This is a genomic window from Niastella soli (genome assembly GCF_017742245.1).
In the GTDB taxonomy this organism is placed as follows: domain Bacteria; phylum Bacteroidota; class Bacteroidia; order Chitinophagales; family Chitinophagaceae; genus Niastella; species Niastella soli.
Window position 1 is genome coordinate 1,111,410 of sequence record NZ_JAGHKO010000004.1, and the last position, 17,482, is coordinate 1,128,891.

The 17,482-nt window shown below is 49.3% G+C and carries 8 protein-coding genes; 1 reads left to right on the forward strand and 7 read right to left on the reverse strand.

The genetic code is table 11. The features are described from left to right. Position 1: 1 nt before the first annotated feature. The 7 genes from J7I42_RS19385 to J7I42_RS19415 form a co-directional block, all read right to left on the reverse strand. Positions 2 to 4,585 (reverse strand): GH92 family glycosyl hydrolase, encoded by a 4,584-nt coding sequence (locus J7I42_RS19385; RefSeq protein WP_209140503.1) that lies wholly within the window; start codon positions 4,583 to 4,585, stop codon positions 2 to 4. Positions 4,586 to 4,742: 157 nt separating this feature from the next. Then, positions 4,743 to 7,829, reverse strand: coding sequence for a SusC/RagA family TonB-linked outer membrane protein (locus J7I42_RS19390; protein WP_209140504.1), 3,087 nt, complete (start codon positions 7,827 to 7,829; stop codon positions 4,743 to 4,745). Positions 7,830 to 7,863: 34 nt separating this feature from the next. Further along, a complete protein-coding gene (locus tag J7I42_RS19395) occupies positions 7,864 to 9,612 on the reverse strand; it encodes a RagB/SusD family nutrient uptake outer membrane protein (RefSeq protein ID WP_209140505.1) in 1,749 nt (582 codons plus the stop codon). 5 nt (positions 9,613 to 9,617) lie between these two features. After that, positions 9,618 to 12,812 carry a SusC/RagA family TonB-linked outer membrane protein gene (locus tag J7I42_RS19400; RefSeq protein ID WP_209140506.1) on the reverse strand — a complete coding sequence of 1,065 codons (3,195 nt, stop codon included), beginning with the start codon at positions 12,810 to 12,812 and terminating at the stop codon, positions 9,618 to 9,620. Positions 12,813 to 12,841: 29 nt separating this feature from the next. Then, a complete protein-coding gene (locus J7I42_RS19405) occupies positions 12,842 to 13,846 on the reverse strand; it encodes a DUF4961 domain-containing protein (RefSeq protein ID WP_209140507.1) in 1,005 nt (334 codons plus the stop codon). Beyond that, complete coding sequence (locus J7I42_RS19410; protein ID WP_209140508.1) at positions 13,846 to 14,268, reverse strand: DUF5004 domain-containing protein; 423 nt, start codon at positions 14,266 to 14,268, stop codon at positions 13,846 to 13,848. Before J7I42_RS19410 ends, J7I42_RS19405 begins: the two co-directional genes overlap by 1 nt. A gap of 13 nt (positions 14,269 to 14,281) precedes the next feature. After that, the gene (locus J7I42_RS19415) at positions 14,282 to 16,033 is read right to left on the reverse strand and encodes a RagB/SusD family nutrient uptake outer membrane protein (protein WP_209140509.1); all 1,752 of its coding nucleotides are present in this window, start codon (positions 16,031 to 16,033) and stop codon (positions 14,282 to 14,284) included. 405 nt (positions 16,034 to 16,438) lie between these two features. Between J7I42_RS19415 and J7I42_RS19420 the strand changes: the two genes are divergently transcribed. Beyond that, positions 16,439 to 17,470 carry a prolipoprotein diacylglyceryl transferase gene (locus J7I42_RS19420; protein WP_209140510.1) on the forward strand — a complete coding sequence of 344 codons (1,032 nt, stop codon included), beginning with the start codon at positions 16,439 to 16,441 and terminating at the stop codon, positions 17,468 to 17,470. Positions 17,471 to 17,482 lie beyond the last annotated feature (12 nt).

Sequence of the window (17,482 nt, forward strand, 5' to 3'; positions counted from 1 at the left end):
CCTATTTTGTTGTTAAAGAAAACGGTTTATCAGCGTTCAAAATACCGCGCCCGGTGGCCGGTTTATTGCTCATCTCAAAATGTAAAACACCGCCTTTGACGATGTCGGCATGGGTGATCCAGTTATGCGTATACACCTTTCCGTTCAGGGTGGCGTTTGCTATGTAGACGTTACTGGCACTGTTGTTTTTTGCCTCTATAATAAATTGCTTTCCATTTTCCAGGGTAATGGTCACTTTGGGAAACAGCGGACTGCCGATCACATACTGGTCCGTACCGGGGCATACTGCATAGATACCCAATGCACTCAGCACATACCACGATGACATGCCCCCCTGGTCTTCATCGCCGGGAAAACCTTTTTCTGTAGCATTGTACAAACGGTCCATCACGGCCCTTACATGCGCCTGCGCCTTCCAGGGCTGCCGGGCGTAATTGTACAGGTAGATCATATGTTGAATGGGCTGGTTGCCATGCGCGTACTGCCCCATGTTGGCCAACTGCATTTCTTTCATTTCATGAATAACGCCGCCATAGGTACCGGGCTTTATGGTATTGGGAAGAGAAAATACCGAGTCGAGTTTGGCGGTGAATTTTTGCTCGCCCCCCATCAGGTTGATCAGTCCCTGCACATCGTGAAAAACAGACCAGGTATAATGCCAGGCATTGCCTTCGGTATAAGGACCTCCCCAATCGAGCGGATCGAATTGCGGCGCCCATTGACCATTTGTTTGCCGGCCACGCATAAAATTGGTAGCAGGATCAAATACATTCCGGTAATTATATAGCTGGCGGGCAAACACGTTTGTATAGAACCGGTTGCCCGTTTTGGTGGCCAACTGCCAGGCGCAAAAGTCGTCATAGGCATATTCCAGCGTTTGCGCGGTGGATCCCTGCGATTCGGGATAGGTTACATAACCCAACTGGAAATAATCCTTCCAGCCCTGGCGCCCATTGGCGCCGCCCCAGGGACCTTTATTGGTGGCTTCATGATAATAAGCTTTTAGTGCTGAATCGGCGCTAAAGGATCGAATGTCTTTTACCCATGCATCCGTTAACAGCGAGATGGCATGGTTACCCAGCATTCCCCCTGTTTCGGAAGGAAATGACCAGGCAGGCAGCCAGCCACATTGTTGCTGCGCTGCCAACAGGGCCTGCATATACTGGCCTTCCATGGTAGGGTGCAAAATGGTATTGAGCGGAAACTGAGAACGAAAGGTATCCCAGAAACCATTATCGGTATACATATAACCATTGTGAATGGCACCGTCATATGGACTGTAATAAACAGGTTGTCCCTGTTCGTTATATTCGAAGAACTGGTGCGAAAAAAGGTTGGCCCTGAACAAACAGGAATAGAAAGTAGCTTTTTGTTCTTCCGTTCCGCCTTCTACCAATATGCGGTGAAACAGTTTGTTCCATACCTGTTGCGCCGCGCGGCGGGTATCGTCGAAACCGGCGTACGCCCCCAACTCCCGTTGCAAGGTAGTGATCGCCTGTTCGGGACTGATATAGGAAGAGGCGATCTTTACCTGCACCACCGCCCCTTTTGGAAATTGCAACCAGGCGCCAGCGCCTTTGCCTTCTTTGTAAACACTGTCTTTAAAAACGGTATTTTTTTCGTTCTCCCAGGTCCCGTAACTAACAAAGGGCTGATCAAATTCGAGCACAAAATAATTGCGGAATTTGGCAGGTACCCAACGGGCATTGTTCACCCAGCCGGTAATGCGGTGGTGACTGGCGTCGATATTCACTTCGCTTAGTTGCGTATAGCCATCCAGCACCAGGTAGCCCTCTCCAGTTTGCGGATAAGAAAATCGCATGGCTGCACCACGTTCTACCGGAGTAATTTCAGTAGTAATGCCATTATCGAACGTTACTTTATAATAATCAGGCCGGCCGGTCTCATTTTCATGATGAAAGGCCGCGGCTCTTTTGTTCTCATCTACTTCCAACGTACCGGCAAGGGGCATTAGGGTAAACACGGCATAATCATTCACCCAGGGACTGCATTGATGGGTTTGACCAAAACCACGGATGGAGGTAGCGCCGTATTGGTATTTCCAGCCATCGCCATTCTTCCCCGTTTGCGGGCTCCAGGCATTCATACTAAATGGAAGCGCGGTGGTAGGATACGTATTCCCGTAACTGAGGCCAAAATCGGAAGCCGTTCCCTGCAGTGTATTGGCGTATTTCACCAGGTCGTCGTTTGCTTCAACACCCCAATGGTTGTTGGGGGCAGGTCCCATCTCCAGTTCCAGTACCCCGCCTGCTGCTATATCGGCATGATCGATAAAGCATGCAGCGTACGGCTTTCCATTCAGCCAGGCCCGCTGAATGTATACGTTCTTTGTACTGTTATTTTTGGCTATCACCGTAAAGGTCTTGCCTTTTGCATATTGCGGATCAAGCTGTAATTCAATTTTTGTAAACACCGGACTGGTGATCTCGTACCGCGTATCGCCCGGACAAACCGGATGAATACCTGCAGCGGCCAGCACATACCAGGCCGACATTTGCCCAACGTCTTCATTACCCACCAATCCTTCTACTTTATTGTGATACGCGCGGGCGCATATTTTGCGGCTCCATTCCTGCGTTAGCCAGGGCGCGCCCAACCGGTTAAAGAGAAAAGGAACATGGTGTACCGGTTCATTGGCATGGTTATAATAATCGTTCCATAAAAGGTCTGCGGGGGCATTGTTAAAGAAATGCAGCAGGTCGGCGATCACGCTGTCGCGGCCACCCATCAGTTTTACCATGCCCGGTACATCATGCGGAACAAACCAGCCTTGCTGATAAGGATTGCTTTCCACGGTACCATAGAATTGTTTCAACCGGCCTTCAGCTGGCCAGTCTTCCCAACTCCCATCTTCCTTCCGTGGCCGGAACCAGTTTTTGGAGGCGTCAAATACATTTTTATAACTCAACGCCCGTTGCGCATATTTCAATTCATCTTCCTTTTTCCCCAATGCTGCTGCCAGGCGCGACAAACACCATTCTGAATAGGCGTTCTCAAGTGTATTGGAAATAGGGAATGGCGAATTGCCATAGGAATTACGACGGTTATCTTCTGGCTCGGTGCTGAGGGTCCAGCCCTTATCGCCATTCCCAAATCGTTCGCAGCTATTGCGCGCATAGGCATACGCTTTCGTCATATCATAGTTCCTGATGCCTTTGGCATACGCATCGGCCAGTACCGACACAGCCGGGTTACCGATCATACAGCCTGAATAGGCATTCAATAATTCCCAGCGTTCAAAATAATGCCGGCCGGTCTCATCGGCCAGGTCGGTCAATGAACGTATCAAATCGTTCACCAACGACGGATTTATTATGGTTTGCAAGGGCATCTGGCTTCTGAATACATCCCAGCCGCTGAAGACGGTCCTGCGGTTTTGCCCAACCCCTCCGGTATGGATCTTTCCATCCCCCCCGGTATAGGCACCATCTACATCCGATGCCGTGCGGGGATCGATCATGGTATGATATAAGGCCGTATAAAAAACCGATCTTTCTTCTTCGGTGCCGCCTTCAATTTTTATTTTCTCCAATGCCTGCTCCCATTGTGCACGCGCTTTTGTATGTGTTTTGTCAAAGTCCCAGCCAGTGATCTCCTGCTGCAGGTTCATTTTCGCATGCGCCACATCGGTAAAGGAAATACCGGCTTTCATCAGCACCTGCTCGTTTTCTTTGGTGGTAAACTCGGTAAAGAAACCCAGGTGTTTGCCCTGTTGCTCCTTTGGTTGTTTGGTAATACCGTTGGTGGCAGCTTCCGCAATCCGCTGCTGGTAACGCTGGCTTTCGAGATCTTCTCTTTTGCGGGTCCAATCGTCAGGGATAGCGGCATTCCATACCCCATATTGTTTTAAGGGTTTACTAAACTGTGCATAGAAGTATACAGTATAGTCGGCATGGCCTTCGCCATTCCCCCAGCCACCGCCTGCGGGGGTGCACTTCATCCAGCCTTCAATAGTATGTTCATCCACTACCCGTACATATTGTTCGGTGGAAGTTCCCCCTACCCGTCGGGCCAGATCGATCTGGATGCGCGAGCGGTCATTTGCCGGAAAGGTAAAACGCAGCATCCCACTGTGTGGTGCGGCCGTCATTTCTGCCTTTACCCGGTATTTTGATAATTCAACTTTGTAATAACCGGGGCTTGCCGCTTCCGATGTTTTGGCAAAACCCGAACGATAGCCTTCTGCTTCATGCCCGGGCCGGCCGGCCGATGTTTTTAATACCCCTGTCGTTGGCATTACCAGAAAATTACCCAGGTCGCCATACCAGCCAATACCGCTGAGTTGCGTAAAAGCAAACCCTTCAATGGAAGTATGTTCATAGCTATACCCTGAGCCGTTGTCGCCGCCTGTTATCGTATTAGGGCTCACCTGCACCATGCCATAAGGCGTAGTAGCACCGGGAAATGTTTTTCCTAACCCATGACTGGCGCCTGCTTTATCAATACTGGTGCTGGCACCAATAAACGGGTTTACATAGGATACTGGTTGACGTGACAACTGCCCAGCGCCTGATAAGGTTGTTAACAACAGGGACGCCATTAAATACTGTTTCTTTTTGTTCATATAATATTGACCGAAAGATTAAATTTTTGTCCTTCGAATTAGGGCAACTACAAGCTACAAGCGGCAAGCAAAAAGGCAGGCAGCATTCTAAGCAAATGCAACCTGGCCGCGATGGCCTGAAGCTTAAGGCTTGAGGCTTGAAGCTTATGGTTTACAGCTAAAATCCAAGCTGCAAACCAATATTCACCACGCGTTGCGCCAGGTAGGCATCACCCGCTGTATTGCTGGCTACCTCAGGGTCGGCCTGGTATTTTTTGCTAACATTACTCCAGGTAGCGAGGTTATACGCACTCAGGTACAAACGGCCATTATTCATTCGTAAGGGCAACCACCGGCGTGGTAAAATATAACTTAGCTCCACTGTTTTAAGCCGGATATAGTGTGCATTGATCACCCAGAAATCGGAGTTGTAAGCACCCGGGCTGTTAATAGTAGTGGGGTTGCTGGTAAGCCTGGGGAACGCAGCAGAAGCCGCCGTGGCGGGCGTCCACCGTTTTTCATGCAGCGGTTGAAACTGCCCTTTGAATGGTTCAATAGCAGTACCCGTAAGACCCAGACTATAACCAAAGGCGCCCTGGAAAAGCACACTGGCATCAAAACCTTTGTACCCGATCTTTATCGGCAATCCGATGGTGGTATTGGGCAGGTTAGGTTTTCCAATGTTGGTAATATCATTCTGATCAATAATACCATCTCCATTCAGGTCTTTGTATTTCAGATCACCGGGTTGAATAGTTCCCGCCCCAACCGGCTTGGCCACCTTAGGGTCGGCAACGTCTGTTTCATTATAGAACCCATTGAATAAATAGCCTTGTGGCTGATTGATGGATTGTCCGGTCTTTGCGAGCCAGGGAAACCGGGGCGACGCTTCTGCCATATACAGGATCTTATTCTTTGCATACGACCATACCAATCCTACACTGTATTGTACGTTCCCTACTTTGTCGTGGTAGTTAAAGGTTTCCTCCCAACCGCTGTTCCTGGTAATACCCACGTTGGTTGGTGAAACGCCTATACCCAATATCAGCGGCGTATTGCCGGGCGTTACCAACTGATCATAGCGATGCTCATGAAAATAATCGGCCGACAAGGTCACTTTATCATTGAACAGGTTCACATCCAGGCCCACATCAAACTTCCTTGCCTTTTCCCAGGTAACATTGTTGTTACCCAGAGCCCCTTCATATATAGTACCGGCCCCCTGGTTGGTTTGTCCAAAGCTATACCCCACGCCCTGGTTGTAGATCTGGTTGTAGAGATATTGATTGCCCGGGGCCACATCAGAGCCCACTACGCCATAAGTACCGCGTACTTTAAACAGGCTTACAGCAGGTAACAGGTTGTCGAAAAATTCTTCTTTCGCTATGTTCCAGCCCACGCCTACTGCGGGGAAGAAGCCATTTCGTTTGTCGGCCTGAAAACGGTCTGACCCATTGTATGCACCGTTAAAATCGATCAGGTATTTTTGTTTGTAGTCGTACCCTATCTTTAATGAATAGCCGCGGTATTTATGCGGCACCTGGCCTACAATCGGAAAAAAACCTGTATTATCTACATCCACACGGTAACTTTCCTGGTTCCATAAGAACAATCCGGAAAAATGGTGATCGCTCCCAAATACGCGATCATAATTCAGATAGATCTGCACGTTGGTACGCTGGTTATCAAGATCGGTATTGCCCAGTGTTCTGTAAGTGCCATAGGTATAGCCACCGGTGCTTACCCCTGTATTCAGGTGATAACTGCCATCCCGCGGATCATAATGATAGCTTGGCGGGAAGGGCCTGAACAAGGTGAGGTTGTTCTGCTCCACACTGGCATAGGCCACCCGGCCTATGAGCGACAGGCCGCGGGTAATATCATCCAGCTTTTCGGTAAAACCCAACAATACGTTATAGTCGGTACGGCGATCGCGTTTATACCCCTGCGTGGCCAGTTGTGCATTGATAGTTGGCAACTGGTTTTGCGTATCATAGGCATAGGCCCAACTGCCATCCGGATTAATAAAAGGCGCCGAATAAGGATGTATTTTGGAGAAGTCGTAAATATTGCTGATCACATTCATGGCATACGGCTGGTTTATATCGCCAAAACGTACGGTAGCGTCCAGCCGCAGCGTAAGGTTCTTTGTTGCCTGGATGTCGAGGTTCGAGCGGGCATTGTAGCGTTTGTAAAAATAGTTGCTGTTAACGCCATCAGCATTGGAAGAAAAGTTCCTTACACTGCCGTTTTGGGTAAAGGCGCCGCCGGAAATAAAATACTTCACATGGCTGGTGCCACCTGAGATATCCAGGTTGGCATTCCCCTGCATCGAATAGGGCCGGTTGATCTCTTTATACCAGTTCACATTAGGATGGCCATACGGATCATTACCTGTTTGAAACGCATCCAGGTCAGCCTGGCTGAATAATGGGTTGAGGCCGTCATTGGTATACGCCTCGTTCACCAGTTGTGCCGTATGATAGGAATCAAGGAACTTTGGGGTCCTTACCGGCGCCTGGGCACCACCTTCCATCCGCACATTAAAGGTTGGTTTTCCTGCTGCGCCTCTGCGTGTAGTGACCACCAATACTCCATTCGCGCCTTTAATTCCGTAAATGGCGGTGGTGCTGGCATCTTTCAGAATAGAAATGCTTTCAATTTCATTTACATTTATCTGCGCCAGTTGTGCATAGGTATATTGAATATCATCCACCACAATTAAAGGCTGGTTGCCGTCGGGGTTCAGGGAACTGACACCACGAATAAAATAATCCGAGGCGTCTTTACCCGGCTGACCCGAACGCTGCTGGGTAAAAAAACCAGGCAGCTTACCGGCTAATGCATTTTGTACACTGGAAGTGGGCACATCGCGTATTTCACTGGCATTAATGGAACTAACGGCCCCAGTGTTCGTAATACGCTTCTTTTTACCAAAACCCACTACCACCATTTCATCCAGGCCCTGTACCGACTGCTGCATGATCACCTCCACATTACTTTCCTTTTTAACGTTCACTTCCTGTTGCTGATAATTCAGGTAGGAAATAATAAGCACGTCGGAAGTTCCATGTAAGGCGATCCTGAAATGCCCGCGGCTATCCGCAGCCACCGCATTGCGCGTTTCCTGTTTTTCTGTGATGGTTGCTCCCGCCAATGGGCCATTGGCATCTTTTACCGTACCCGTTACCACTTTTCCCTGGGCATCGGCAAGAAGCGGCAATAAAAGAACAGCTATTGTAAAAAGAACTATGAGCTTGTTCATATAAAGAAGTTAAGTTGTTAGTATTGGTTTGTTTTTACCAAAGCGGGTTTTGCTGCATTTGGTTGTTCTTGATCACTTCACTATAAGGAACGGGATACAGGTACATCTGCGGATCGCGGAAAACAGTTTTAAGCACGGAAATTGGATTGTAAAAAAGCTGTCCGCTGCTGGAGAGTTGCAGATCAAGTCCACGCAAGGGTGCATTATTATACGCCGTCGCTGCTATTTTCCACCGCCTGATGTCCCAATAACGTTGTTCTTCAAATGCCATTTCTACCCGCCGTTCATTGCGAATAAAGGTGCGCATCTCCTGCTGGCCCATCCCGGCTGGCACGCCATAGGTATTGCTGGCATCGGTTAAAATACCGGCCCTTTTCCTCAGGGCATACAACACATTATATACCTCCGTTGAGGGGCCCGAAAACTCATTGAGAGCTTCTGCATAATTCAACAGCACACCGGCATACCGGTAATACACCCAATCGTGATAAGTTCCGGAATAAGAAGGCGGGTTGTTACTTACATTTTCAAAAGCGCCCATGAATTTGCGCAGGTAGTACGAAGTTTTTGTTTGTTGCACTGTACCACCTGGTTTGTCGAGCCCATTGTTATACGTTTGTACAGATCTGTTCAGCCATACAGAGCCATTGTGAAAGACGGTCATGGCCAGTCTGGGGTCTCTGTGCGCGTAGGGGTCATTTGTATTATAATGGGCTGCCGGATCGGTGATGGCATATCCTGAATCGGAAGCAAAAGCATCTACCAGGTTTTGGGTGGGACTGGTAGCACCGTTACCACCGGCAGAAGTATAACCTACCGGTGCATTCGACTGTTCTACCCTATTGTCGGGCGTACCTACCTGCATCCAGCAAATGACCTCAGTATTGGGGCCAACCGGCGCTGCCTGGGTAATAAATACGTCGTTGAAGTTGGGCATCAATTTATAGGCGCCCTCATCTATGATTGCTTTGGCAGCATCGGCTGCCAGCTTCCAGCGGTTTATATCATAAGCGGGATAACCGGTGAGCACATTGCCTGTTTCCACATTGCCTCCATTAAACAAGGGACTTGCAGCGTACAACAACGCTTCCGCTTTTAAAGCCATAGCCGCCCCTTTTGTAATACGTCCATAGGTGTTGGCAGTAACCATAGCGGCGGTGCGAAGACTGTCTTTTATATTATCACACTCGGTGACAATATAATTTATACAATCACTAAAGGAGGCACGCGGCAGCTGCACGTCCTCTGTTATCTGGCGAATGGAATCACCCAACAGGGGGACCCCGCCATACCGCTTCACTAATTGAAAATACAACCAGGCCCTTAAAAAGCGGGCTTCGCTGCGATAGGCGGCCCGGGCTGGCTGGCCGTTGGGCAGCTTCTCAATCATGGGCACGCGGTTAATATATACGATAAACACAGTGGCATTTCGAATAGCGGTATAATTACGCGACCACATATCATCTGCATTGGTAAGCGTAGCCGAATAAGCGCCCGTAGCCATTGCCTGTACTGCCGGAATGCCGGAAGCCGAAGCAACCGCATCATCCGAAGCAGCATCCAGGTAATTGCCACCAATTCTGTTATGGCCATTATAAAAAGCCTGCTGGTAAGTAGTGAGCAGATAGGTCATGGCCTGCTTGCCCAGCGAATCGCGGGTGTCAAAGGCCAGGTCAAGCGTTATTTGCTGCCCCAGCGGAACGCTTTCATATGTTTTACGGCAAGCACTGAACGGGGAGCCAACCAAACACAGTATAATAGTTATATAAAGTAGTTGCTTCATGTTGTTTACAGTTTAACAGTGATGCCGGTATTGATAACTTTTTGTATGGGATAACTGGGGAAAGACACTTCGGGATCTATGCCTTTGTATGCCGCATGCGTAAACAGGTTTTGTGCGTTGGCAAATATTTTTATTCCCCGCAGTTTTAGTTTTCTTATCCAGGCATAGGGAAGATCATAGCCCACGTTTACATTTTTTATGCGGATGTAATTGCCATTGCGCAGGAAATAAGAGCTTGATTGAAACAGCGGTGAATAATTGTAGCCATTACCGCCTGCAGTCAATCGGGGATAGCTGGCTGTGGTGGCCGTTTCAGGGATCCAGCGGCCCAATGCCTGGATATAGGCTTGCGAATACCCATTGTTCTGCCCCTGAAAACCGGCATCGAGGTAACCATTGCTTACGTAATTTTCCCGGTTGGCAACACCCTGCAACAAAATGCCTGCTTCTATTCCTTTGTAGTTGATCCCGGCCGACAGGCCATAATAAAGCAATGGCCGCTCTTTGCCGATGGGCGCCACATCAAACTGGTCAATAACATTGTCACTATTGAGGTCTTTGTATCTTATATCACCGGCATGCGGTGTATAACCTGCAATGGTAGGTGCAGCAACTGCTTCTGCTCCCGTTTGCAACAACCCATCTGCAATAAGACCATACCGCTGTCCAACGGGATGACCGGTATGTACATTCCAGGGATAGGCCTGGTATTGCTCATCCATGAACAGCGCTTTTGATTGTTGTATGGCCCCATTGCCGGTAACAAAATAATGAAGGCTGCCAATGCGGTCCTGGTAGGTGAGCGTTGCTTCACCACCCTGGTACAGATCGATGCCAATATTTTCTACGGGATAAGCAATACCCATCAGGGCAATGCTGCGTCCCCGTGTTTGCATCACGTCATAATAGCGTTCGTGATAATAATCTGCAGTGAGCAACAGCCGGTTATTAAAAAAAGCCATGTCAACACCGGCGTTCAGTTTATCGGCCTTTTCCCAGGTGGCGCTCACATTGGCCAATACCTGGCTGCCGGGAACACCCTGTTCACCCAAACCAGCACCATTGGGATAATTGCTGCCAATGGGATAGGTTCCCGCCACTTGCGTAAAATGCTGGCGCCAGATAAAATATCCATAGTTATCTACATTGGCATTGCCGGTACGGCCATAAGTGACCCGCCACTTCAACTGATTAAGCCAGGTTGCGGATTGCATCCAGCTTTCCTTTGCCATATTCCACCCTGCTCCACCGGCATAAAAAAGTCCGTACTGATGACCAGGCGCATACCGGTTGTACCCACTGTAGTTTATGGCACCTTCTACAAAGTATTTTTCTGCATAATTATAGGAGCCCTTCGCGGCGTAGTTGGTAAGCGCCGACGGGATATCATAATTCAATAACACATTCTTTTGATCGAACAACAACATACCGTCGATGGTATGATTGCCAAACTGCCGGTTGTACCCGGTCGATAGCTGTACAAATCGATACCTGGCCCAGGAAGTGTTGGTGAAATTATTAACCTGGTTCACGGTACTGCCATAGCGGTGATACGCTGTATCGCCTCCGGTGGAGATTGACTGCGAAAATACAGGTGCCTGTTTGCTGCGGTCCTGATTGCTGGCTTCCTGTACCGACACATTCCCTTTTGCTTTCGCCCACCAGCCTTTTATCCAGTTATCGAGTTTATAACCAAGATCAAGGTTAACCATTACATCACGCAGGTGATCGGCCATATAACCGGAAGCAATGGTTTGCGCCAGCAGGTTCTGCGTATAATTCGCGGAACCACCAAACAACCCATTCGGGTTGTATACGGGATAAGCATTGTTAGGGGTGCTTAACAAGCCCTGTAAAATGGTGGCAGTACCCGCTCCGGGTTGGTTGCCATCCTGCAAACGCCCGAAGAGCTGTAAGCCTACATTGAAATTCTTATTTACGTCTATGTCAATTCTTGAATTGATCATATACCGTTTCAACTGCGCATTGGTATTGTAGGAGTTGGTATCAGAAGTAACAAACAGCCCGTTCTGGTTCATATAGTTCAACCCCACCACGTACTGCGCGGTAGCACCGCCGCCGGTAACACTCAGGTTATACCGGTTCATACTTGCCTGATCGCGCAAAATGGTATTGTACCAGTTCACATCAGGATGGCCTATGGGATCGGTTTGACTGCGATAGGCCGCAAAATCCGCCGCGGTATAAGCTGGGTTTTTGCTATCGTTCAGCAGTGCCTCGTTTAACAGATAGGCATACTGGTAAGCCGGTAGCGGTTTTGGCAATTGCAGGGGTGTTTGCACACCGGTCTCTGCCGTAAAGGCAACACGGGGGGCACCGGAAACTGGTTGTTTTGTGGTAACTATCAACGCACCGCGGGCACTGTTCTGCCCCAATAGAATAGTTGACAGCGCATCTTTTAACACACTCACGGAGGCTATGTTTTCCGGATCCAGCGAATAGAATTCCCGCTGTACGCCATCGATCACTACAATGGGCGATTGCCCCATACTGGCATTATGCCCCCTTAGCTGAATATTGAACTCCGTATTATCAGATGGCCCGGCCCCGCTTGTATTGTTTGGAATGTTCCCAACAAATATGTCCCTGCTGGTAAGGCTACCCGTTAATGGTGTATAAAAGCCGCTGGTTTGTATCACATTCAATCCGGCCAACCGGCCAGGTAAGGCATACGTATAAGAAGAGGCAGGTGTAGCGCCAAGTTCATTAGCTCCTACTGTGGCAATGGAACCTAAAAATGAATGGGCATTGGTTTCACCATATAACACATGCAGTTTAGGTACCAACTTCTTTTGGATATAGATCGTATCACCGGCCGGTGTGGTCTTACTGGCAGGCGGGATCGTTTGTGACAGGTAACGAACAGGCAGGCGTACGAACAGCGGCCGCCGGCTGCCCGCTTTTACTTCAATCGTATTATAACCCGGGTATTCAAACACCAGCACGGCGCCTGGTGTTGTCACTATTTCAAAAACACCGTCCTTATTGGTAATCTGTGCTATTTTTTCCCCTTTCAAATGTACCATGGCTCCCTGTACCGGGTAACCGTAATCATCCACCACCGTTCCATTAACAGTAGTTTGCGCCAGACAGCTATGCGGCCAGGCGAGGTACAACAGCGTAAGGAACAACACGCTGCCTGTTTTTACAATGTTTTTATATATGTTGGAGTGAGCCATAAAAAGCAGTTAAAATGAGCAGATAGTTGTTATTGGCATTTGAATGTATACAGGAACGGCGATGCACCACCGGCATACCCCACTTTGTTGTTCCCATTTGCATCAGTAAAAAAATACCGCAGCCCGGTAAGGTGCTGGTTATCGGTTAAATTAAAAAGCTTTCTGGGCCAGATGTCTTTCTGCCATTTGTTTAACCCCAAGGAGGTCATCCTGGTGGCATCGGTCTGGGTGCAAACAGAAAGACTGTCGCCCGTATCTGTAATACCGGCAATGCACAGGTAAACCTGGGAAGCATTATCCAGCGCAGTTGATTGCACCCCGCCGTCAAAAGTGAGCGTGATGATATCGTTGTCCAGCGAAGCCCGTGGGTCAACCGTAGAGATCTGCGGATTACAGAAATCGATTGGGTCGCCGGTACCAATGGCCTGAAAACAACCGGGGAAAGCAGTAGCATACCGGTCAGAACTGCTCAGACCATCCGTGCTGTTGGCCACACAGAAACCCAATTTGAACATCAGGTTATCAGGACTTGTTTTGATCTTTATACTTACGGTGGCGTGTATGGTTGCATTCGCATCCACCGAATAACTGGCGTTGGAATAAAACGCCACCCATTCATAGTCGGGCAACAGGTTACCACCGTTCCCTATTTTAGTGGCCAGCAGCGTGGGCCAGTCCATACCACCACCTTGCGGCGCCGGGGTACCCGCCGGGATCACCGTCATGGCCTGGTCGCCGGAAGTAATGTCGCTGGTGAAAGTGATGGTAGCATTTTGTGCCACCTTCCACACTTTAGGCACCAGCACCGCCGTCATGAAATTGGAGGTTTGTGTTTGGTTGGTGGTAATGGTCACATTCAAGGTTATGGGTAGTACATCGCCGCTTTTAATGCTACCGGGAATTGCCACATTATCAATTGTTATGGAACAAGCCGCAATGATCAGCAGCAGCAGTGCGCCAATGACCTTCCAGATAACCCCGGCGGATGGTTTGCGTTTAACCAATGGTTTATGTTGTACAGGCTGGTGTTGCATTAGTTCGCTTTTTGAAGGGTGTATTGATAGGTGTTCAAACTGCAGCCGGGGCTGAAGGAGATGATCAGGTTCCGCTGCCCGCCCGTAACAGGATACTGCAGCGGAGAAGTTCTGGCACTGCTGTCCGTGGGCTGAAAGCTCAGGCTAAAAGGAAACGTGGGATCATCAAACGACCATTTTCCATTCCGGCTTACGATAAATGGCACCAGGCTATCAATGGTATAGCTGCTGTCGGTAAAATTGATCCTGAACCTGGAGAAATCGAACCGCGTGGTAAGGTCTGTACCGTTGCGCGTGGCTTTTATGATCTGCCAGCTGCCAGACAGGCCTTTTGTGGGCTCCGATGGCGTAACAAGCAGTTCCGGTTTACAGGCAACAAAGGCCAGGGAACAAAGTATGGGCAATAAGAATATCTTTTTCATATGACTATCGCAGTTAGTATAATGGATTCTGTAACAATTCAGGTGACTTGGCTATTTCCGACAGGGGGATCGGCCACAGGTACATAGCCCTGGTGAAATTGTGTTTCCGAACAACGAAAGGCTTATACTCCACAACAGGGCCGCGGTTGACTTCCATGCCATGCATGGTCTGGTTCTCTGTTTGATCCGCAATCAGCCAACGGCGTACATCCCAAAAACGAAACCCTTCAAAAGCCAGTTCCAGCCTTCTTTCTTTTTGAATGACGGTGCGCATTTGCGACTGGTTTAACCCTGCCGGCAATTGCCAGGGCCGCAAACCAGCCCGTTGCCTGATGGCCTCTATCGACTGGTACACTTCCGTGGCAGGACCCACTGCTTCATTGGTAGCCTCTGCAAAATCAAGCACTATTTCCGCATACCGGATCAACGGCAACACACGGGAAGTAGCCCCCACGCTGTTGTTGATCACATTGGGATCAACCATCTTATAAATGTAGAGCCCCGTTGGGGTGCCCTTATACACTGCATCTCCGCTGGATGCAACGGCCGGTTTCACCGCCGTATTGATATAGAGCTGTAAAGGGGAAGGCTGGTTGGTGCCAAAGGTTACCCGCATCGTGGAATCGTGCATGATAGAATAACCCAACCGCGGGTCGCGGTGCTGGTAGGGATTGTTTGCATCGTACCCCGAGGCCGGGTCGGTGATCGCCAATCCGTTGCTCATCGGGAAGGCATCTATCATTTCCTGGTAAGGGAAAGAACCGCCCGATCCGCCACGCGAAGGCACATCCCACAATGACTCCAGGTATTTGTTATCGCCCATCATCCGGGGAAGGATGTACTCGGTATTATAGCGTTTGGTGAACAACTCCTGAAAGCCAAAACCCGGCTCACCAGGTTTAGAAGTGGAGTCTACAAACAATTGATACGCATTAAGCGCGATCACTGCTTTCGCCGCATCAGCTGCCAGCTGCCAGCGGTTAGGGTCCGCATCGGGATAGGCCACAATGCTGGCGAGGTTGGCATCACCAGCGGCCGTTCCACCCTTATTGAATAAAGGGCTTGCAGCGAATAATAATACCCTTGCTTTAACTGCCATACAGGCGCCTCTGCTGGCCCGGCCATATTGTGCGCCGGTCCAGGTAGTGGGCAGCACGGCCGCGGCCGCATCCAACTCCGACAAAACATAGTTTACACATTCCTTATAGGTATTACGTTTTACCTCGATGATATTGGCCGATGCATAAATGGTATCGCCAATCAGGGGCACGCCGCCGTAGTGCTGCATCAGCATGGCATAGTACCAGGCGCGCAGAAAACGGGCCTCGGCACTCACCTGTGCTTTCAGGGCGTTGTTGAATGGGATAACCGGTATATGCTTCAGGAACTGGTTCACCGCACGAATGTTGCTGTAACAGATCTTCCAGGCATCGTCCGGCACCACAGTTGGGTTAACCGATCCGGTGGCAAACTGGATAAAGCCGTTGGTGCTGGCGGCATTCGGCCCCTCTGCTTCATCGCAGGCGGCTTCCAAACCAGCGCCAAATGAACCGGCCGTGTTGGTAAACCGGCGTGGATCGGTGGCAAACCCGATATTTACATAGATATTATTCAGGAACTGCATGGCGTTCGAGCTGTCGCTGAAAGTGCTGTTCTCATCCAGGCTCGAGGTTACGGTCTGGTCAAGAAAACTCGTTTTCTTACAGGCAGTCGTCAGGGCCATCAATACAGCAATCAGTAATACTGCTATGGCAGGTTTTTTCATTTCTTAGCAGGAGTTTAAGTAACCTATGTTAAAATTGTACAGATATTTAAGCCTCAATTGGCGAAAAAAAGTTTGGTCACCCCGGTAGAAAATGGTCAACCGATGGCGTTAATTTGGTGGATAGTGATAAAAAATGATTTGACCGGTTCAATTCGGAAGGCCGGATTACCGGCTGGTGGTGGTAGTGATCCGGGACCAGAACACGGGAGTGGTGTAATAACAGTTTTGATATCATACACAAGCAATTAGCGTTAAAAATGGTGGCGGTGGCGCCTTGTTGAATTTGGCTTTTTGATCGTGGCAAATCGTGATTGCCTGTTTAAATGTAGAAAGAAAAACCGTTTTAGGAAGTATTTTTATATACTTTTCTGCCAGCATCAAAATAAGCAATGTTATAATAGTACAATGTTTACACCCTTTGGATTTTTCCTGTTGCTGGCGTTTGCTGCCGCCTATATTACCTTCCGGATGGAATACCGGCATAGGGAGGCAGCAGGCATTATTCAATCTTTTGCCGGACCGGCCCGCGTAGTGCATCCCGTTATCTGGGGCCTACTGGGTTTTGCGGCCGGCGCCAAACTCGTTTACTGGTGGCTGCATCGTTCCCTGTTTATTGGCACACCGCAGGACTTTATCTTCTCCACCCGCGGTAACTGGATTGCGGGTTTGGTGGCCGGACTGGTGGTATGGTTTATAGCCAGGCGCCAATCACCAGCTTCTGGCGGGCGGGAACCAATGCATCCCTATCAGTTAATGGACTATCTGTTATTGTATTGCGGGTTGTTTGGTTTTGGCGGCGCCATTCTTTTTGCGACACTGGAAGGCCATTTCACTGATGGACGCCTCTTCAACGGATTGAATTATTATGGCGCCTTGATAGCTGGTGCCCTTACTTATTTATACATCAATAAGCGGTACGGTATACGCCCCGCCATTGCTGCAGACATTGGCAGCCCCGGCATGATGCTGGCGTATGCCGTTGGCCGAATGGGTTGCCATGTGGCAGGCGATGGTGACTGGGGTATTATAAACGACCAACCTCGGCCAGCCTGGCTGCCCCAATGGTTATGGGCCAGCTATTACCCGCATAACAGCGTGCATCAGGGTATTTATATTCCCGGCTGTACCGGCAGCCATTGTACCATCCTGCAAGCACCCGTATTCCCTACACCCCTGTATGAGGCTATTATTTGCTTTTGCCTGTTTTTACTGCTCTGGCGCCTCCGCCGTTCCATAAAAAAACCAGGAATTCTTTTTGCGTATTTTGCCATCCTCAATGGTGCAGAACGCTTCTTCATTGAATTCATCCGCATAAATCCCCGTTATCACATTGGTTATTGGAAGCTAAGCCAGGCACAGCTTCTTGCCCTTGGCTGGCTCTTTACCGGTCTGATCGTGCTCCTGCTTTCCGCCCGCAAAACAGGCATCCGCAATTAATACTATTTTACC